At 28.0% G+C, this 19757-nt stretch carries 24 protein-coding genes and 1 tRNA gene; 21 read left to right on the top strand and 4 right to left on the bottom strand.

All coding sequences use genetic code 11. The annotated features are described in order from the left end of the window. Positions 1–276 carry a sarcosine oxidase subunit delta gene (locus AMN83_RS00870; protein WP_075485176.1) on the bottom strand — a complete coding sequence of 92 codons (276 nt, stop codon included), beginning with the start codon at positions 274–276 and terminating at the stop codon, positions 1–3. Further along, a complete protein-coding gene (locus AMN83_RS00865) occupies positions 276–1529 on the bottom strand; it encodes a sarcosine oxidase subunit beta family protein (RefSeq protein WP_075503564.1) in 1254 nt (417 codons plus the stop codon). Before AMN83_RS00865 ends, AMN83_RS00870 begins: the two co-directional genes overlap by 1 nt. 67 nt (positions 1530–1596) lie before the next feature. Here AMN83_RS00865 and AMN83_RS00860 point away from each other — a divergent pair. After that, positions 1597–1688, top strand: a tRNA-Ser gene (locus AMN83_RS00860). Here AMN83_RS00860 and AMN83_RS00855 read toward each other — a convergent pair. Then, positions 1689–3914, bottom strand: a complete 2226-nt coding sequence (locus tag AMN83_RS00855) for a lytic transglycosylase domain-containing protein (protein ID WP_075503561.1) — start codon at positions 3912–3914, stop codon at positions 1689–1691. A gap of 43 nt (positions 3915–3957) precedes the next feature. On the opposite strand from AMN83_RS00855, the gene dapA reads away from it, so the two are divergent. Genes dapA through recO form a run of 10 tightly spaced genes read left to right on the top strand, consistent with a single transcriptional unit; the run spans position 3958 to position 11286 of the window. Next, on the top strand, positions 3958–4839 hold the full coding sequence (gene dapA / locus AMN83_RS00850; RefSeq protein WP_075503559.1) for a 4-hydroxy-tetrahydrodipicolinate synthase: 882 nt from the start codon (positions 3958–3960) through the stop codon (positions 4837–4839). Beyond that, positions 4839–5309: an SsrA-binding protein SmpB gene (gene smpB, locus AMN83_RS00845; protein WP_075503557.1), complete on the top strand. Its 471-nt coding sequence runs from the start codon at positions 4839–4841 to the stop codon at positions 5307–5309. Before dapA ends, smpB begins: the two co-directional genes overlap by 1 nt. Continuing rightward, positions 5236–5793: a 2-amino-4-hydroxy-6-hydroxymethyldihydropteridine diphosphokinase gene (gene folK / locus AMN83_RS00840; protein WP_256998046.1), complete on the top strand. Its 558-nt coding sequence runs from the start codon at positions 5236–5238 to the stop codon at positions 5791–5793. Before smpB ends, folK begins: the two co-directional genes overlap by 74 nt. A gap of 21 nt (positions 5794–5814) precedes the next feature. Next, positions 5815–7560 carry a RelA/SpoT family protein gene (locus tag AMN83_RS00835; protein WP_075503553.1) on the top strand — a complete coding sequence of 582 codons (1746 nt, stop codon included), beginning with the start codon at positions 5815–5817 and terminating at the stop codon, positions 7558–7560. Continuing rightward, the gene (gene pyrE / locus AMN83_RS00830) at positions 7517–8104 is read left to right on the top strand and encodes an orotate phosphoribosyltransferase (RefSeq protein ID WP_075503551.1); all 588 of its coding nucleotides are present in this window, start codon (positions 7517–7519) and stop codon (positions 8102–8104) included. The genes AMN83_RS00835 and pyrE overlap by 44 nt, the downstream gene beginning before the upstream one ends. After that, positions 8101–8820, top strand: a complete 720-nt coding sequence (locus AMN83_RS00825) for a pyridoxine 5'-phosphate synthase (RefSeq protein WP_075503549.1) — start codon at positions 8101–8103, stop codon at positions 8818–8820. The genes pyrE and AMN83_RS00825 overlap by 4 nt, the downstream gene beginning before the upstream one ends. Continuing rightward, positions 8821–9207, top strand: coding sequence for a holo-ACP synthase (acpS, locus tag AMN83_RS00820; RefSeq protein ID WP_075503547.1), 387 nt, complete (start codon positions 8821–8823; stop codon positions 9205–9207). Beyond that, positions 9204–9941, top strand: coding sequence for a signal peptidase I (gene lepB / locus AMN83_RS00815; RefSeq protein WP_075503545.1), 738 nt, complete (start codon positions 9204–9206; stop codon positions 9939–9941). The genes acpS and lepB overlap by 4 nt, the downstream gene beginning before the upstream one ends. After that, on the top strand, positions 9941–10609 hold the full coding sequence (gene rnc / locus AMN83_RS00810) for a ribonuclease III (protein ID WP_075503543.1): 669 nt from the start codon (positions 9941–9943) through the stop codon (positions 10607–10609). Before lepB ends, rnc begins: the two co-directional genes overlap by 1 nt. Then, entirely contained in the window at positions 10606–11286 is a 681-nt protein-coding gene (recO, locus tag AMN83_RS00805) for a DNA repair protein RecO (RefSeq protein ID WP_075503541.1), read from the top strand. Before rnc ends, recO begins: the two co-directional genes overlap by 4 nt. Here the strand turns inward: recO and hemB are convergent, their stop codons facing one another. Beyond that, positions 11287–12276 carry a porphobilinogen synthase gene (gene hemB / locus AMN83_RS00800; RefSeq protein ID WP_075503539.1) on the bottom strand — a complete coding sequence of 330 codons (990 nt, stop codon included), beginning with the start codon at positions 12274–12276 and terminating at the stop codon, positions 11287–11289. A 73-nt stretch (positions 12277–12349) separates the two neighbouring features. On the opposite strand from hemB, the gene AMN83_RS00795 reads away from it, so the two are divergent. From AMN83_RS00795 to thiL, 10 genes are read left to right on the top strand one after another with little or no spacing between them, the layout of a single operon-like run. Then, positions 12350–12988: an aspartyl/asparaginyl beta-hydroxylase domain-containing protein gene (locus AMN83_RS00795; RefSeq protein WP_075503537.1), complete on the top strand. Its 639-nt coding sequence runs from the start codon at positions 12350–12352 to the stop codon at positions 12986–12988. A gap of 1 nt (position 12989) precedes the next feature. After that, the gene (gene rpiB, locus AMN83_RS00790; protein ID WP_075503535.1) at positions 12990–13415 is read left to right on the top strand and encodes a ribose 5-phosphate isomerase B; all 426 of its coding nucleotides are present in this window, start codon (positions 12990–12992) and stop codon (positions 13413–13415) included. Positions 13416–13417: 2 nt separating this feature from the next. Then, complete coding sequence (glyA, locus tag AMN83_RS00785; protein ID WP_075503533.1) at positions 13418–14725, top strand: serine hydroxymethyltransferase; 1308 nt, start codon at positions 13418–13420, stop codon at positions 14723–14725. A gap of 3 nt (positions 14726–14728) precedes the next feature. After that, the gene (gene nrdR / locus AMN83_RS00780; RefSeq protein WP_072090630.1) at positions 14729–15187 is read left to right on the top strand and encodes a transcriptional regulator NrdR; all 459 of its coding nucleotides are present in this window, start codon (positions 14729–14731) and stop codon (positions 15185–15187) included. Then, positions 15168–16271 carry a bifunctional diaminohydroxyphosphoribosylaminopyrimidine deaminase/5-amino-6-(5-phosphoribosylamino)uracil reductase RibD gene (ribD, locus tag AMN83_RS00775; protein ID WP_075503531.1) on the top strand — a complete coding sequence of 368 codons (1104 nt, stop codon included), beginning with the start codon at positions 15168–15170 and terminating at the stop codon, positions 16269–16271. The genes nrdR and ribD overlap by 20 nt, the downstream gene beginning before the upstream one ends. 5 nt (positions 16272–16276) lie before the next feature. Further along, on the top strand, positions 16277–16870 hold the full coding sequence (locus AMN83_RS00770; RefSeq protein WP_075503529.1) for a riboflavin synthase: 594 nt from the start codon (positions 16277–16279) through the stop codon (positions 16868–16870). Further along, positions 16857–17957, top strand: coding sequence for a 3,4-dihydroxy-2-butanone-4-phosphate synthase (ribB, locus tag AMN83_RS00765; protein WP_075503526.1), 1101 nt, complete (start codon positions 16857–16859; stop codon positions 17955–17957). The genes AMN83_RS00770 and ribB overlap by 14 nt, the downstream gene beginning before the upstream one ends. Continuing rightward, on the top strand, positions 17957–18346 hold the full coding sequence (ribH, locus tag AMN83_RS00760; RefSeq protein ID WP_075503524.1) for a 6,7-dimethyl-8-ribityllumazine synthase: 390 nt from the start codon (positions 17957–17959) through the stop codon (positions 18344–18346). The genes ribB and ribH overlap by 1 nt, the downstream gene beginning before the upstream one ends. Then, positions 18343–18747, top strand: coding sequence for a transcription antitermination factor NusB (locus AMN83_RS00755; RefSeq protein WP_075503522.1), 405 nt, complete (start codon positions 18343–18345; stop codon positions 18745–18747). The genes ribH and AMN83_RS00755 overlap by 4 nt, the downstream gene beginning before the upstream one ends. Then, complete coding sequence (thiL, locus tag AMN83_RS00750; protein ID WP_075503521.1) at positions 18740–19699, top strand: thiamine-phosphate kinase; 960 nt, start codon at positions 18740–18742, stop codon at positions 19697–19699. Before AMN83_RS00755 ends, thiL begins: the two co-directional genes overlap by 8 nt. The last annotated feature ends 58 nt before the right edge of the window (positions 19700–19757 follow it).

Genomic DNA, 19757 nt, shown 5'->3' with positions numbered 1-19757 from the left:
TTATTGAGAAGGTGGTTTTTCACCCATTTTATATATTGCTTTTATTTCATCGTTAGAAGTATCTCTAACCATATTAAACCATTTACGACAGCCATGTGCATGGTTCCATCTTTCAAATTGAACACCTTTAATATTTTTTCTCATAAATAAATATTCTGCCCATTCATCATCACTTAATTCTGTTGGTTGTTTAGGTCTTTCAATATGAGCTTCACCACCAGCCTTAAATTCTTGCTGATCTCTTTCACCACAGTATGGACAGTTTATTAAAAACATTAATGAGCAACCGCTGCAGCACCATGTTCATCAACAAGGTCACCGCTTACAAATCTATTTAAATTAAATGCAGCATTAAGTTTGTGAGGTTCATCGTTTGCAATAGTATGAGCAAACAAGTCTCCAGATCCAGGAGTTGCTTTAAATCCTCCAGTACCCCAACCACAATTAAAGTACAATCCTTTAATTGAAGTTTTACTTAAAATTGGACTAGCGTCAGGACAAATATCTACTATTCCTCCCCATTGTCTCAACATTCTCATTCTACTGAAAATTGGATATAATTCTAAAATAGCATTTAATGTTCCTTCAACTATTTGATGACTACCTTTTTGCGTATAAGAAACATAATCATCCGTTCCTGCACCAATGACCAATTCACCTTTGTCAGATTGACTAACATAAGCATGCACTGCATTAGACATTACAACTGTATCAATAATTGGTTTTACAGGTTCAGAAACTAAAGCCTGTAAAGGTTTACTCTCAAGTGGGAGTCTTAGACCAGCCATATTAGCTATTACACTAGAATGACCAGCTGCAACGACACCTACTTTTTTTGTTTTAATAAATCCTTTAGTTGTTTCTATTCCTTCAACACTATCTCCATTTCTTTTTATTCCTTTAACTTCACAATTTTGAATAATATCAACACCCATTTCATCAGCTCCTCTAGCATATCCCCAAGCAACAGCATCGTGTCTTGCTGTACCAGCTCTACGTTGTAAAGTTCCTCCTAAAACAGGGTATCTAATATCTGGTGATGTATTTATAATTGGACAAAATTTTTTAACTTCTTCTGTACTTAAGTAGACTGCATCAATTCCATTTAGTCTATTAGCATGTGTTCGTCTTTTTAAATCTCTAACATCTTGTAAATTATGCGCAAGGTTCATTACTCCTCTTTGACTAAACATTACATTATAGTTTAGTTCTTGAGATAAACCTTCCCAAATTTTTAATGCATGATCATATAATCCTGCACTGGCGTCCCATAAATAATTTGATCTTATAATTGTAGTATTACGTCCAGTATTTCCTCCACCAATCCAACCTTTCTCGACTACAGCAATATTATTCATATTGTGTTTTTTTGCTAAATAGTAGGCTGTTGCTAATCCATGGCCACCACCGCCAACAATTACTGCATCGTAATCTTTTTTAGGAGCAGGATCTTTCCATGCTCTTTGCCAATTTTCATGATATGAAAGAGCATTTTTGATTAACGAAAATACTGAGTACTTATTTCTCATAATAATTGAATAATTACTTTATATATATTGAATTTTCAATACAATCGCTTAATACACAATGTCATATGGAAGAGTGGGTGAGAGGCTGAAACCAGTCGTTTGCTAAATGACCGTGCGAGGAAACTTGTACCGAGGGTTCGAATCCCTCCTCTTCCGCCATTAAAATAGAGGCTGATCTATAAAAAAGTTTTTCATGGTAACAGGACGTTGTTCCAAAATGTATCTATAAACATTATAATTTTCCATTACACGCTGAACGTAATTTCTTGTTTCTCTAAATTTTATTAATTCAACCCAATCAACATAATCAACTTGTTTTTTTTGTGGATCTTTATTGATTTTTTTCCAATATTTAACTCTATTGGGTCCAGCATTATAAGCAGCAACAGCAAAAGGGTAGGCACCATCATATTGTAGAATTAAACCTGCAATATAATGTGAACCTAAATTAATATTATATTCTGGATCAGTAGTTAATCTTGATTTTGAATAAGGAAGTTTGGCTTGTTTTGAAACTAATTTTGCTGTGTAGGGCATCAATTGCATTAATCCTTTTGCACCAGCATGACTATTAGCTTCTAAATCAAATTCACTTTCTTGTCTAATTATAGATAAGATCAAAGCACTTTCTGGAATTTTTCTTTTATTAATATATTTAGGAGTACTAATTATTGGGTAGTTGTATTTATTATGAAATCTTTTTTGATAAGATGCAATTTTTGAAACCTGGATAGCAAAATCATATCTGTTTATACTCGTAGCTAATTCTGCAGCCAAAACTTCACTGCCTTTAGCTATATTATCGTTAGCTAAATGCCTTAAAATATGTTTTGTATATTTATCTTTCTTTAATTCATCTAGGAGATAAGAAATTTTTACAAGCTCTTTATTAAAAAATTGAATTCTATATTTTGGATCAATTTCCATATCCTTTTCTAACTCAAATTTTCCATTTGGATTTAATTTTAAAAAAGCTAGCTGACCATAGTATGTAGTAAGATATTTTGTGGCTTCTCTGTACCAATTATTTGATTGCTCTCTTTCACCTATTTTTTCATATGCTCTTCCAAGCCAATAAGCACCTCTAGATAAGCTTATTGGATAACTAACATTTTCATGAAAATTTTTAAAATGATCTTTAGCAGTCATTGGATCATTTAAAAAACTTAATGCTATCCAGCCGCTCATCCATTCTGCAGCAGCATATTCAGAACCTTCAGTCATTCCATGATTGCTTGAAATTTTATATGCAATTTCGTACTTCTTTTTATAAAGCAATGCTCTAGAGATAATTTCTCTTTCTTTCCACCATTTATCAGGTCTAACTAAATACTCTTTATCATTTCTTATTTTCAATAATATTTCAGCTGAAGATTCTACACGTCCTTTTTTTCTTCTCCATTTCAATCGATCATAGTTCAATCCAGCATCATTCTTAAATTTTTGAGGAACATTTGCTATGGCTTGATCAACCCCATAGCCTTTACTCATTAAAAGATGTCTTGCATTATATAAAAGTTCATAATCTTTTGGCAGATACCTTATTAATCTTCCTAAATCCCAACGATCTCCGTTCCAAGCCAAATAATCAGCTCGGTTAATATAGTCATCTGCATTTAAATATTTTTTATACTTTTTTCTAAAATATTTTAATTCATTTTTAGATAAATCCGCTGTTATCCAACCATCTTTAATTAATTTTATACCCTTATTTTTGTCACCAATTAAAACATGACTTTCTCCAAGTATCATTTTTCCGTAACCACTTAATGGATCTATCTCTCCAAACCAATTTATTATTTTTTTTGGTGAAACACTTTCTGTAGACAGTTTATGTTCAGCAAGATATTTTACCCTGCTTATTCTAGGATAATCTGAATTTTTATTTAAAAAAATTTGGTAATCGTAAAATGACGCCTGGTTACCAGATGTTAAAAGATGTCTCCATTGTATAAAATTATAAATAGAGTTGTCTTTTGCTTTTTTTGCTATTTTAAGCGCAGAAGACCATTTACTCTTCTGCATTTCTGAAATAGCTTTTTTAGCCAACCCAAAGTCCTTTTTACTATAATATCTTGAAATCTTAATATTATTAGCTGTGCTAGTGCCAGCTATAGTTGGTTTTTTCTTCGGTATTTTAAAACTTAATTTTTTTTCTTTTAAAACCAACTCTTTTTTAACAATCACTTCTTCGATTTTAATTTCTTTGGTTTTTGTAGGCTTCTTTAATGGCTTAATGATATTTATAGATATTTTCTTTTGAATTTCTTCTTTACTTAAAACAGGTTTTTTTAAAGGTACAACTGAATTAATTTCAGCAAAGAGATTATTTGAAAATATTAATATTGATAAGGTGAAACCTAAAAATAATATTTTTTTGAGCATAATCTTTTAGTATATGAATCTTTAAACTATGTTATAAGTATTTATGTTCAAAGGATCAAATGTTGCTTTAATTACACCATTTAAAAATAATGGTCTAGATGAGGAAGCATATATAAAATTAATCCATTTCCACATCGATAATGGTACCAATGGACTTGTCCCGGCTGGTACAACAGGTGAATCCCCTACGTTAAGTCATGATGAGCATCAAAGAGTAATAGATTTATGTATAAAAGAAAGTAATGGAAAAGTTCCAGTTATTGCTGGTACGGGTTCCAACTCAACTGAGGAGGCTATTTCTTTAACCACACATGCAGAAAAAGCAGGAGCTAATGGAGCTTTGATAGTTACACCTTATTACAATAAACCAACTCAAGAAGGCTTGTATCAACATTATAAAGCAATTAATGACAAATGCGGCATTCCAATTATAATTTATAATATTCCTGGTAGATCTGTGATTGATATGTCAGTGGACACAATGGCTAGACTATATGAATTAAAAAATATAGTTGGTGTTAAAGATGCAACAGGTGATTTAGATAGGGTTAATAAGACACTTGAAAAAATGGGTACAGATTTTATTCAATTAACAGGTAATGATGATAATGCTTTTGAGTTTAATAAACGTGGTGGGGTAGGTACTATCAGTGTAACAGCAAATATTGCACCTAAACTTTGTTCAGATTTTCAAAAATTTTCAAAATCAGACACTGATAATGAAATAAAAGAAGCAGAAAGATTAGATAAAATATTACAACCAGTTCATCACTCAATGTTTGTTGAGAGCAATCCTAGTCCTGTAAAATATGCTGCAAAACTTTTAGGACTTTGTGATGACAATGTAAGACTACCACTTGTAAAAGTAACAGACACAACAAAAGAAATTGTAAAAAAAGCACTTCAGTCTGCTAAGTTAATTTAATGAACAAAAAAACCAATCCTGGTTTGAAAATCATTTGTTTAAATAGAAAAGCTAGTTTTAACTATTTTTTTGAAGATCTTCTTGAAGCTGGAATTGTTTTAAAGGGATCAGAGATTAAATCAGTAAGAGAGGGCAAAGTTAATATCGCTGAGTCTTATGCTGTTGAAAAGGGAGGTGAAATTGTTTTAATTAATTCACATATATCTCCATACAAGCAAGCCAGTTACTCTAATCATAACCCAACAGATGATAGAAAATTGCTTCTTAATAAAAAAGAAATAAATAAATTGATAGGTAAAATGCAAAGAGATGGTTTCACATTAGTTCCAACAAAAATGTATTTTAAAAAAGGAAAGGCTAAAATAGAACTAGCTGTTGCAAAAGGGAAAAAGCAATATGATAAAAGAGCAACAAAAAAAAGTAGAGATTGGAACCGTGAAAAGGCAAGGTATATTAGAAAATCAAGCTAAAATTGTCTTTTTAGGAATAGGTTCAAATTTAGGTATAAGAAAAAGAAATATAGAAAAAGCAAAATTTTTATTAGCAGAACATAACTTAGATGTTCTCTTGGTATCTAGTTATTATGAAACCCCTTCCTGGCCTGACCCAAGAAAGCCTAAGTTCTTAAATATAATTTTAAAATTAAAATGCTATTACAGTCCCCAAGAACTATTAAAAATATGTAAATCTATTGAAAATCAATTAGGTAGAAAAAAAACAAAAAAAAATGCTCCTCGTATATGTGATTTAGATATAATCGATTTTAATAATTTGGTATCCAAAAAAAACTCTAGAATTAATTTACCTCATAAAATGATGCACAAAAGAAACTTTGTATTATTTCCATTATTTGAGATTCAAAAGAATTGGATCCATCCTGATAAACAAATTGATGTTAAAACCTTGATTTCTTTGCTTCCTGATAGAGACATTAGATCTATTAAACAAATTTGATTTAATGGTATAATATTAATTATGCTTAATTCAAATGAACTTATAAATAAAGTTAAGGATTACAATAAATTTCTTAATCCTGAAAAATTGGATAAAGCATATAATTTTGCTGTTAAAGCGCATAAGAGTCAAAAAAGAGCTTCGGGTGATCCTTATTCTGTTCACCCAATTGAGGTTGCAAATATTTTAACTGAATTAAAATTAGATAGCGCTACAATTACAACTGGTCTATTGCATGACACTATAGAAGATACTTTCGCAACTTATGAAACTATTAAACAAGAATTTGGAGATGAGGTTGCTGATTTAGTTGATGGTGTAACTAAAATTTCAGCATTTGAAAATTCAGCTGGAGCTAATTCTAAAGTTGAGAATTTCAGAAAATTAATTTTAGCAACATCAAAAGACATCAGAGTTCTATTAGTGAAAATTGCTGATCGACTACATAATATGAGGACTATTAAAGCAATTACAAAAGAAGAAAAAAGAAAAAGGATAGCTCAAGAAACTATGGAAATTTATGCTCCATTAGCTGATAGAATGGGAATGCATAGAATAAGAGACGAACTTGAGGATTTATCTTTTGAAATTTTAAATAATGATGCAAGAAAATTAATAAAAAAAAGACTTGATGAAATAAAATTGGATAGAAAAGATTTATTTGAAGAACAATCTTTTGAGTTAAGTGAAATATTGAATGATAATGAAATTAATGCAGAGATTCATGGTAGAGAAAAAACACCTTTTTCGATTTGGAGAAAGGTTCAAAAAAAAAGGGTTTCACTTGAACAAATAACAGACATTATTGGATTTAGGATAATTTTAAAAAACGTAGACGATTGTTACAAAACTCTCGGGATTTTTCATAAAAAATGGAATTGTATACCGGGAAAATTTAAAGATTATATTTCATCTCCAAAAATCAATGGTTATAAATCTATTCATACTTCTGTAATTGGTTCAAATAAAAAACCAATAGAAATTCAAATTAGAACACATGAAATGCACGAATTTGCAGAAAGAGGTGTCGCATCTCATTGGCAGTATAAGTCATCTGAAAAATTTAATTCTTTAAGTTGGAAGGAGTATGATTGGTTAAAAGATCTTGTTGAGATTATAGAAAAAAATGAAAACCCTGAAGACTCATATGAGTATACAAAACTACAAATGTTTCAAGAAAACGTATTTTGTTTCACACCAAAAGGTTCAGTAATTAAATTACCTAAAGACGCAACCGCCATAGATTTTGCATATGCTGTTCATACTAAAATTGGTAATTCAGCAGTTGGTTGTGAAATTAATGGAAATAAAAGTGAATTACAAACTATTTTAAGAAATGGAGATCGAGTAAATATTATAACATCTAAAAATAATTCACCGTCACTTCACTGGATACCAACAACTAAAACAGGTAAAGCTAGAGCGGCAATAAGAAGATATTGGCATGATAAAGGAGAGCAAAAAGAGGAAAAAACCAAAAAATATAACACTACTCTATGGATGTCATTACCTGATAAGCCAGGTCAATTAGGAGATATAAGCTCACTCATTGGAAGTCATAAATTAAATATATCCAATTTAGAAATGGTTGGTAAAAATCCTAATTATATTAATTTTAAATTTAAATTAATTATTAGAAATCTTAAGAATTTTACTAATTTTATTGCAGAGCTAAAACAAAAGAGTATAAAATTTAAAATAATAAGACACGAAGAAAAAAGAAATGCTTTCACACAAAAAATCCTTAAATATTTTAAAAAAAACTAATGCATTATTAGAAGGTCACTTTGTTCTATCCTCAGGTCTACATTCTTCAAAATATATTCAGTGTGCAAAACTTTTAAGTTTCCCTAATTTAGCTGATAAAATTTGTAAATCTTTAGCAAATAAAATTAAAAAAAAATTTAAAAAAATTGATTTAATTTTAGCTCCTGCAATGGGTGGGGTAATTATTGGATATGAAATAGGAAAACTGCTTAAAAAAGAAACAATTTTTTGTGAAAGAGTAAATGGTAAATTTACTCTTAGAAGAGGTTTTAATATTAAAAAAGGTGCAAGAGTATTAATTATAGAAGATGTAATCACTACAGGAAAATCAAGTTTAGAGTGTGTAAAGTTAATAAAAAAATCAAAAGCAAAATTAATTGGATTTGCATCTATTATTGATCGATCAACTAAACAATCTTTAAAAATAAAAACTGGAATAACATCTCATTTAAAAATTGATGTTCCAACTTATAAAGCAAATAAATTACCTCCAGAACTTAAATCTATACCAATAACAACTCCAGGAAGCAGATTTATTAAGTGAAAAGGTTAGGTGTAAATATAGATCATATTGCAACTTTACGAAACGCACGTGGAGAGAAACATCCAGATCCATTATACGCAGCTAAAAAGGTTATTAGTTATGGAGCCGATTCTGTTACAATTCATTTAAGAGAAGATAGAAGACATATCAATGATATTGACGCAAAAAAAATATGTGGTTTAAAAAATGTGCTTGTAAATCTTGAAATTTCTATGAATAAAGAAATTGTTAATAAAGCACTTAAGATAAAACCAAATTTTATCTGTTTAGTTCCAGAAAATAGAAAAGAAATTACTACTGAGGGAGGTTTAAATATAAAAAAAAATCTTAATAAATTAGAGAAAATAATTAAAAAATTTAAAAAAGCTAAGATAAGAACAAGTTTATTCATTAACCCTTCACCAAATGACATTAGACTTGCTAAAAAATTAAATGCTGATTGTATTGAAATACATACTGGAAAACTAGCAAACCTAGTTAAATCAAAAAAAAATTATTCTAGTGAATTAAACAGAATTAAAAAAAGTGCAAAATTAGCATCAAGTTTAAATATAGAAGTTCATGCTGGTCATGGTTTAGACTATAAAACTACCAAAATGTTAACAAAAATAATAGATATTGAGGAGTATAATATTGGACATTTTATAATTGGGGAGTCAATATTTGATGGACTTTCAAAAGTAATTAAAAATTTAAAAAAAATTATAAAAAGATAAATGAAAATTCTTGGTATTGGTGTTGATATTGTTGAAAATAAAAGAATTCAAAAATCGATTAAAAATCCTTTATTTAAAAAAAGAATTTATTCAATTAAAGAATTGAAACAATCTAATGTTGTAAATAATAAAGTAGCTTTTTTTTCGAAGAGATTTGCTGCAAAAGAAGCATTTTCTAAAGCTCTTGGCACAGGTTTTCATATGAATTTAAATTTTAAAGATATAGAAGTTGTTAATGACAAAAAGGGCAAGCCTTATTACGTTAAAAATAAAAAAATTACAAAAATCGTCCAAAAGAACTTTAAAATCAAAAATTTTAAATGTTTTTTATCAATTTCGGATGAAAAAAATTATTCAACAGCATTTGCAATTATTCAAACATCGTGAAATTAGATAAAAATTTTTTTTCAGAAAATATAAAAACTTTAATTTATGCATTAATAATTGCAGTTATAATTAGATCACTTTTAGTACAGCCATTTTATATTCCATCATCATCTATGGAACCAACTTTATTAGTAGGCGATAGGTTGTTTGTAACAAAATATACTTATGGATATAGCAAACACTCATTTCCTTTTAGTCCTCCAATATTAAACAAAAGAATTATGTTTAGTAGTCCTGAAAGAGGTGATGTAATTGTATTTAAAACACCAGCAGATAATCGAACAGATTACATAAAAAGATTAATTGGTTTACCTGGTGATAAAATTCAATTTATAGACTCTAATTTATATTTAAATAATTCTGAAATTCTTAAATCTAAAATTAATAACAAAACTACAATTTTCTGTGGTGACAAAAATATTGATGTTTATAGATTTGAAGAAAAACTTTCAAATGGTAAAAAATATCATACTGTTTATTTAAAAGATTATACATATCAAAATTCTGATGTGTTTACTGTGCCAAAAGACCATTATTTCTTTTTAGGAGATAACAGAGATTGTTCTAAAGATAGCAGATATTTAACAAGTGTTGGATATGTACATAAAGATAATTTAGTAGGAAAAGCTCAATTTATATTTTTCTCTTCAGATAAAAGAATAGGAAGTTTTATTGAATTTTGGAAATGGCATAAGTCAATAAGATTTAATAGAACCTTTAATAAAATTAATTAATGAAAATTAACTATCAAAGTTTAGAAAAAAAAATTGATTTAAAATTTAAAAATAAAGATCTGCTTGTTCAAGCCCTCACACATAAAAGCTTTAATCCAAATGAAAATAATGAAAAGATAGAGTTCCTGGGTGATAGAGTTCTTGGTTTAGTGATAGCAAAAAAACTTTTAGAAATTTATCCAGGAGAAAAAGAAGGTATTCTTGATAAAAAATTTGCATCGTTAGTGAATAAAAAAACTTGTCTGGATATAGCAAAAAAAATCAATTTAGCTAGTTATGTAAAAACATTTAATCCCAAAAATAAAAAAATAAAAATTGAGGACAAAATTATATCTGATAGCTGTGAAGCATTAATCGGTGCTATTTATCTTGATAAAGGTTTTGCAATTGTTGAAAAAACAATTTTAAACTTGTGGCAAGATCATATTGAAAAAAGTGTAGTTACAGAAATAGATGCAAAAACAAAGTTACAGGAATTAACTTTAAAAAACTTTAAAAAATTACCTACTTATAAATTAATTTCAAATACAGGTCCAAGACACAAACCTATATTTAAAGTAGGAGTAAAATTGCCCAATACAAAATATTTTACAGCTACTGGAAAATCAAAGAAAGAAGCTGAACAAAATGCTGCTCTAGAATGTTTAAAAATTACAAATAAAAAATGAATTGGTCAGACGAAGGATTTTTAATAGGTAAAAATAGATATAATGAAAATTCATTAATTGCTGAATTATTTACAAAAGATAAAGGAAAGATATCTGGAATTATATTTGGTGGTACTTCAAAAAAAATCAAAAATTATCTTCAGATTGGTAATAAACTTCATGTTAATTACAATTCTAAAAATGAAAACAGAATAGGTTATTTTAAAATTGAAATTTTAAATGCCTATACACCATTATACTTTGATCATAAACAAAAGTTGTCTTGTATTACATCCGCAATGAATTTAATTAAAATATTAACAGCAGAGTCTCAATCTAACGATAAAGTTTATTTTATAATTCAAAATTTATTTTTAATTTTAAAAGAAAAAGATTGGATAAAAAAATATATATTTTGGGAATTGGAGTTACTTAAAATATTAGGATACGACTTAGCTCTTGAAAATTTAGTTGAAAAAGATTTAGAAGGCAACAAAACTGTATATTATGCAAGTTCTTTAAATGAAAAAAAATATGTACCTAATTTTTTGATTGAAAAAGATATAGAAGTTAATGATCTTAGTACTTTATTGAACGGTTTGAAATTAGTAGGCGATTATTTAGACAAAACTATATTAAGACCAAATAATTTAAATTATCCAAATAGCAGGTTGTTATTCTTAAATACGTTAAAATAATTATTTTATTATTTTATCAATTCTATCAGCGTAATAACTTACTATAGCATTGGCACCAGCTCTCTTAAAAGCAACTAAGCTTTCATATACAGCATCTTTATTAATTATTTTTTTCGTTATCGCTGTTTGAATTAAGCTGTATTCTCCTGATACTTGATAGGCAAATACAGGTAATTTAAATTTTTCTTTTATTGATTTTATTATGTCTAAGTAGGGCATACCTGGTTTAACCATTACCATATCAGCACCTTCTTTAATATCTAACGCAACTTCTCTTAAAGCTTCATCAGAATTTCTATAATCCATCTGATAAGTTTTTTTGTCTCCTTTTAACGAGCCTTTAGAACCGACTGCATCTCTAAAAGGTCCATAAAAACTTGAAGCATATTTTGCTGCATAAGATAATATTTGAACATTTTGGAATTTATTTTTATCTAAAGCTTTTCTAATTTTACCTATTCTACCATCCATCATGTCTGAAGGAGCCAGTACATCACAACCCATCTCTGCTTGAAGTAAAGATTGATTAATAAGAACCTCAATAGTTTCGTCATTAAGTATTGTGTTAGATTTTATTAAACCGTCATGACCATGTGATGTGTAGGGATCTAATGCTACGTCACACATAATACCTATTTGATTTTTGTATCTTTTTTTAATTTCTTTTATTGCTCTACAAACTAAATTTTTTTCATTAAGTGATTCTGTACCCAATTCATCTTTACGTACATTTTGGGTTTTTGGAAAAAGTGCAACCATTGGTATTTTCTTTTTTATTGCTCTGTCTACTATTTGGCTCAATCTATTAATAGTATACCTGTATACACCCGGCATAGATGAAATTGTTTGCCGTTTATTAGATCCTTCTATTAAAAAAATAGGTAATATAAAGTCATTTGGACTTAAAGTATTTTCTTGAATCAGTCTTCTTGACCAAGATTCTTTTCTAGTTCTTCTAAGTCTAAGATTGGGATATTTACCAATAATCATGTTTTAATTTACTTTTAAATTGCGACAAATGTAATATACACATATACAAAAAAAAGGGTAGAAAGCAATCAAGATGACGATAGAAAATACAAAAGTAATAGATTTAAATGTCAAAAAGGAAGATAGAGTTTTAGACTTTAGTGATTTCCAAAAGCAAGATATCAAATTTGATATTGAAAAATTACAAGAGGCTTATCAACAAATAGTTAAAATTAAAAAATTTGAAGATGCTGGTGTAACACACTTTGGAGCGATATCATTAACTCAAATACCTGGTGACCCAGACTCAATTAAAGGTAACAAGGCTAGAGGAGTATATTGGACAAAACCTGATAAATCAGGAAAAGAAGTTGTTAGAGATGAGACACTTGATGAGTCATTATATTCAGAATTTATAAAAGATTATGAAAATACTTATTTTAAAGAAGTATATGACACTCTTTCATCCAGATATAAACTTGGTAGAGTAAGAATTCTTTTAAAAGAGCCAAGATCAACTTTAAGCTGGCATAGAGATCCTGAGCCGAGATTACACATACCTTTAATTACTAATCCTGGCTGCATCATGGTTATTGATAACGTTGCGAAACATATGCCTGCTGATGGTTCTGTTTGGATTACAAATAATACCAAGTATCACAATGCATTTAATGGTGGAGAAGAGAATAGAATACATTTGGTTGCTTGTGTTTTAGATTATAAATTTAACTAATTTGAAAAAAATATTTATTTCATCAGATCACGCTGGATTTAAATTAAAAGAAATAATTAAAAATTATTTAAAAAATAAAAAAGTTAAATTTGAGGACCTGGGTCCAAAAGATGATAGTAGTGTTGATTATCCTGACTATGCCCATAAAGTTGCAAAAAAAGTTAAAGTTAATAAGAGAAATGTTGGTATTTTAGTGTGTGGATCTGGAACCGGTATGAATATTGCGGCAAATAAGCATAAAAATATTCGCGCTGCACAATGTTTTAATATAAAATCAACGAAATTATCCAGATTGCATAACGATGCAAACATCATTACATTAGGGTCAAGGTTAATAACTAAAAAAAATGCTTTGAAATTTGTAAGTGTTTTTTTAAATACAAAATTTGACGGTGGAAGACACTTGAGAAGGGTTAAGAAAATATAATTATGTCGAGCGAAAAAAGTTATTTAAACGATAGTTATAAAAGTTTTTTTGAGGATAGTTTATCTGTAAAAGATCCAGAGCTTTATAAAGCTATAAAAGATGAATTAATTAGACAGCAACAACATATAGAGCTAATTGCATCTGAAAATATAGTATCTCAAGCAGTATTAGAAGCACAAGGATCAGTTTTAACTAACAAATATGCTGAAGGTTATCCTGGTAAAAGATATTATAATGGTTGCGAACATGTTGATGTAGCAGAAAACCTTGCTATTGAAAGATTAAAAAAATTATTTAATTGTAAATTTGCAAATGCTCAACCACACTCAGGTGCACAAGCTAATGGAGCAGTGTTTTTAGCCCTGTTAAGCCCAGGTGATACGTTCATGGGTATGAGTTTAAATTCAGGTGGTCACATTACTCATGGATTAAAAATTTCAATGTCTGGTAAATGGTTTAACGCTATAGGTTATGATGTAGACAAAAAATCTGAGTTGATAGATTATGATAATGTTGAAAAACTTGCATTAGAACATAAACCTAAACTAATCATTGCAGGCGGAAGTGCTTATTCGAGAGTAATTGACTTTAAAAGATTTAGAGAAATAGCAGATAAAGTTGGAGCATATCTAATGGTTGATATGGCTCACTTCTCTGGATTAGTTGCTGGTAAAGGATACCCTAATCCATGTGACTATGCTCATGTGGTTACTTCAACAACTCATAAAGTATTTAGAAGCGCAAGAGGAGGAATAATTTTAACTAATCATGAAGATCTTGCTAAAAAATTTAACACAGCCGTTTTTCCTGGTTACCAGGGAGGACCTTTAATGCATATTATTGCGGCAAAAGCAGCTGGCTTTCTTGAAGCGCTACAACCAGAATTTCAAGATTACATTAAATCTGTTTTAGCAAACGCAAAAATGTTAGCAGAAACCTTAAAAAATAATGGTTTTAAAATTTATTCAGATGGAACAGATACACATTTGATGTTGGTTGATTTGAGACCCTACAATGTAAAAGGAAATCTTGCAGCAGAGAGTTTGTCTAGAGCAAACATTACATGTAATAAAAATGGTATTCCATTTGATACAGAAAAACCAATGATTACATCTGGAATAAGATTAGGAACTCAAGCGGCTACAACTCGTGGATTTGGGTTAAATGAGTTTAAAACGGTAGGTGAATTAATAACAAAAACTCTAAAAGGTTTATCTGAAAACCCAACAGACAATAGCAAAATAGAAAACGAAGTAAAAAATGAAGTTATTTCTTTAACTTCATCATTTCCGATATATAAGAACTTATAATAGATGATTTGTTCAATATGCAAAAAAGGGGAGACCTCTGTTGTCGACTCTAGACCAACTGAAGATGGCACAGCTATAAGAAGAAGAAGACTATGCGTCTGCGGAGCTCGTTTTACAACTTTTGAAAGAGTACAATTCAGAGAGCTAATGGTTGTTAAAAAAAATGGAAGAAAATCAGGATTTGATAGAGATAAGTTATCTAAATCTATTTATATTGCTCTTAAAAAAAGACCTATTGATACAGAAACAATAGAAAAATTCATAAGTAATATTTCAAGATCTTTGGAAGAACTTGGCCAAAGTGAAATATCTACTAATACAATTGGGACAATGGTTATGGATGGATTAAAAGATTTAGACCCAGTTGGATATGTAAGATTTGCATCTGTATACAGAAATTTTAGAGAAGAAAAAGATTTCGTACAATTCGTGGACAAGCTTGATGTCTACAAAAAAAGATAAATTTTCATCAAAAGATAAATTTTACATGGAATTAGCCTTGGACTTGGCTAAATCTCGTCATGGACAGACCGGATCAAATCCTTCTGTAGGCTGTGTTATTGTCAAAAATGATAAAATTATTTCCATAGGACAAACCTCATTTAATGGAAGACCACACGCTGAATTAAACGCGATTAAAAATAGTTTTGAAAAATTAGAAGGCTCAAAAATGTATGTTACTTTAGAGCCATGTTGTCATCATGGATTAACACCACCATGTACTGACGCGATAATAAAATCTAGAATTTCAGAGGTTATATATGCAGTTACCGACATAGATAAAAGAGTAAGAAATAAAAGTTTTAAAATTTTAAAGTCAAAAAAAATAATTGTAAAAAAAGGTTTATTAAAAAGCAAAATTGAAAGTTTTTATTTGCCTTATTTTTTTAATAGAAAGAAAAAATTACCCTTTGTTACTGGCAAAATAGCTATTTCAAAAAACAATATTATTTACAGCAAGAACCAGAAAAAGATTACAAATTCTTATTCAGATCAATTTACACATATGTTGAGATATCAAAATGATTGTTTGATGATTACTCACAAAACACTTAATAAAGATGATCCAAAATTAAATTGTCGTTTGAAGGGTTTTGAAAAATTTTCTCCAAAAAGAATTATTTTAGATAACATGTTAAATTCTAAAATAAACAGTTATATAATAAAAACCTCTAATAACAAAAATACTATAATTTTTTATAATAAAGCAAACAAATTAAAAATTTCAAAATTTAAAAGAAAAGGAATTCATCTAATTAAATCTCGAATTGATCGAAATAACAGATTTGACATTAAATTAATTTTGAAAAAATTACATAATTATGGATGCAGAAATTTACTAATTGAAGGAGGAGATAAATTAACAAATTCACTGATTAAGAATAAAATTTTTAATAAATTTTATTTGTATAAAAGTCCAAAAAATCTCTCTAAAAACTTCGAATATTTGAAATTTAGTAGTCAAAATGTATTGAATCAAAAATATAAAACAAAAATTAATCTAAATCTCAATTTACGAAAAGACAGAATAACACTATATAGTTAGAAAAAATGTTTAATGGAATAATTTATAACCAAGGTACTATTACTAAAATTATTAAAAGACCCAAAGGTCTTAACATTTTTGTTAAAAGTAATGTTAAAGTATCTAACAAAGACATGGGTTTGTCTGTTGCCTGTGATGGTGTTTGTCTAACTTTAATTTCATATAAATCTAAAATTATGGAATTTTATCTTTCGAAAGAAACGATAATTCGATCAAAATTCAAATTTTTAAAAATAAAAGACAAAATAAACTTAGAATTACCTTTAAAATATGGGACAAAAATTTCAGGACATATTTGTCAAGGACATGTTGATACTGTTGGTAAAGTATTAAGTATTAAAAAAATAGATAAATCATTTCTTTTTGACTTTGATTTACCTAAAAAGGAAAGAAAACACTTAATAGAAAAAGCATCAATCTGTGTGAATGGCATCTCTCTTACAATTTCAAAAGTGACTAAAAAAGGATTCCAAATTTGGATTATTCCTCACACCTACAAAGAGACGAATTTATCAACTTTAAAAAAATCTAGTTTAGTCAACATAGAGATAGATATCTTGTCTAAATACGTTAGGAACTATTTTAATGGAAAAAAATAACTTTACCTCAATAGAGTCAATTATAAGCGTAGCCAAAAAAGGTGGTATGTTTATTTTAGTAGACGATGAAAAAAGAGAAAATGAAGGAGATTTAGTTATTTCAACATCAGACTCAAATGCAAAAAACATTAACTTCATGGCAAAATATGGACGAGGTTTAATTTGTTTAGCACTTGACTCACTTCAAGCAAAAAAATTAAATTTATCTTTAATGTCTCCAGTAAATCAATCAAGAAACAAGACAGCATTTACAATTTCTATTGAAGCAAAAAAAGGAATAACAACAGGTATATCCGCTAAAGATAGAGCGAAAACAATCAAAATTGCTTCAAAAAAAAATGTAAATAAAAATGAGATTGTTTCACCTGGTCACGTGTTTCCAATTATCGCAAAAGATGGTGGAGTGCTTGTTAGAGCTGGTCACACTGAAGCTTCAGTTGATATATCTAAATTAGCAAAAAAAAATAACTCTGCTGTAATTTGTGAAATTATGAATGAAGATGGAACAATGGCTAAAGGTCAGGATTTATTCAATTTTGCAAAAAAACATAAATTAAAAATTGGAAAGATAGAAGATCTGATCGCATATAGACTAAAAAAAGAAAAACTTATTAAACTTAAAAAGCAAAGCAAGATTGATGTAAAAAATCAAAAATACAATATTAGAATTTATGAGAATCTTTTAGATGGTTCAGAGCACTTTGCATTAATAAAAGGTAAAATAAAAAAAGGTATTACTCCAAGAGTAAGAGTAATTTCATCTAATGTTGTCCAAAACTATCTAATAAATCAATCACTACCAAATTCATTTAACAAGACTTTAAATTATTTTAAAAAATATCAAAATTGTGTTTTAGTTTTTATCAAAGACTCAAATTTAAAATCAGTAACTCAGACTTTAAAAGATTATAAAAACAAAGACTTTTATAAAAAGGGAAATGACAAGTTAATAAGAAATTATGGTATTGGAGCTCAAATTATTAAAGACTTAAAAATTAAAAACATGATATTAATCACTAAATCACCAAAAAAAGTTATTGGTCTTGATGGTTATGGTATAAAAATTACAAAACAGGAATTAATTTGATGAAAAAAAAATATTTAATTGTTGTAGCAGATTATTATAAAGATATTGCTGATGGTTTAATAAGTAGCGCTTTAAAAGTAATTCCAAAAAAAAATATAATAAAAATTATAAAAGTACCTGGTGCTTTTGAAATACCAGTTACAATTTCTAAAAATTTAAAAAAATATGATGGTTTTTTAGCTCTAGGATGTGTAATTAAAGGTCAAACGCCACACTTTGATTTTATTTCTCAAGCTTCAACAGATGCCATAATGAAATTATCTATAGATAGTAAAAAACCTATTGGTAATGGAATAATTACCTGTCTAAATATGGCTCAAGCAAGAGCAAGAAGAAAAAAGGGCACTGAAGCAGCTGAAGCTGTAATCTCAGTTTTATCTCAAAAATGAGAACTCATTATAATCCAAAAAATAACCCTAGAGTTATAATTATTCAGAAATTATATGGTAAATTTTATAATGAAGATGATGACTTAGATTTTCCAAAACACAGATTTAAAAAATTTATTAAAGATATTGTTTTAGGAACAATAGAAAGAAATGATCTTATTTTAGATGAATTGAATAATAAATTGGGCGATGAATTTGTATTTGATAAATTAGATAAAGTTTTTCAAACAATTTTAAAAGCAGCAACTTATGAATTTATGTATAAACCAAATTTATCTATAAATATAATAATTAAAGAATATTTAAATTCATCTAATTTTTTTCTTGAAGATTCACAAACAAAGTATCTTAATGCTTTATTAGATAACGTTGGAAAAAAATTAAGATCTAACAATGCATGAATTTGATCTAATAAATAATTATTTTTTAAAAATAGCAAAAAAAAATAAATCCGCTCTTAATTTAAATGATGATGTTTTTTTTGATAAAAAGAAAGGTGTTGTTATATCTGTAGATACATACAATATTGGTACACATTTTTTGAATTTTAAATCTCCCGATCTAGTAATTAAAAAAATATTAAGGTCATCAATTTCTGATTTAATTTGTAAAGGTGTTAAACCAAAATTTTATTTTATTTCTGGTTCAGGTAATAAAAAAACGTTTACAAAAAAAAATTTATATAAAATCTCAGAGTCACTCAAATCAGAACAAAATAAATTTAGTATAGATTTATGTGGTGGCGACACAACCTTTTCAAACAAACTAAGTTTTACCATTACCTCAATGGGGTACTCAAATAAAATAATTTATCGTAACAAAGCTAAATCAAATGATGATATTTATGTTACTGGAAATTTGGGAGATAGTTATTTAGGACTTAAAGCATTAAGTAATAAGGCTAAATTTAAGAATAAAGATAAATTATTCTTTGTAGATAAATATTACAAACCAGAGTTACCTTTAAACTTAACAAAATATTTATTAAAATTTGCTAATTCTTCTATTGATGTTTCTGATGGATTAATCGATGATTTATCCAAAATGATTAATAGACAAAGTTTATCATTTCACTTATTTGAAAATAAAATACCTGTTTCTAATAAATTGAGTAATTTAATTAAAAAACAAAAATTAAATAAAATTAATCTAATTTCTAATGGAGATGATTATCAGGTATTGTTTACTGCAGATATTAAGAAAGCTAGAATCATTAAAAAAGCGTCTAAAACAACTGGAATTAAAATAACTAAAATTGGTAAAATTGTATCTGGTAAAAGTAGATCTTTGATATTCGATGCAAAAGGCAAGCAAATACAAGCTAAATCTAAAGGTTATATTCATCGGTTTTAGAAGTTAATCGTTGTCTTTTTTATCTTTTTTTGTATTGTGCGGGCTTAAATTTTAACAA

It is taken from the genome of Candidatus Pelagibacter communis, assembly GCF_001180025.1.
Lineage (GTDB): Bacteria > Pseudomonadota > Alphaproteobacteria > Pelagibacterales > Pelagibacteraceae > Pelagibacter > Pelagibacter ubique_A.
Note: the sequence above shows the minus strand (reverse complement) of the source record. Positions and strands in the feature narration are given on the sequence as shown.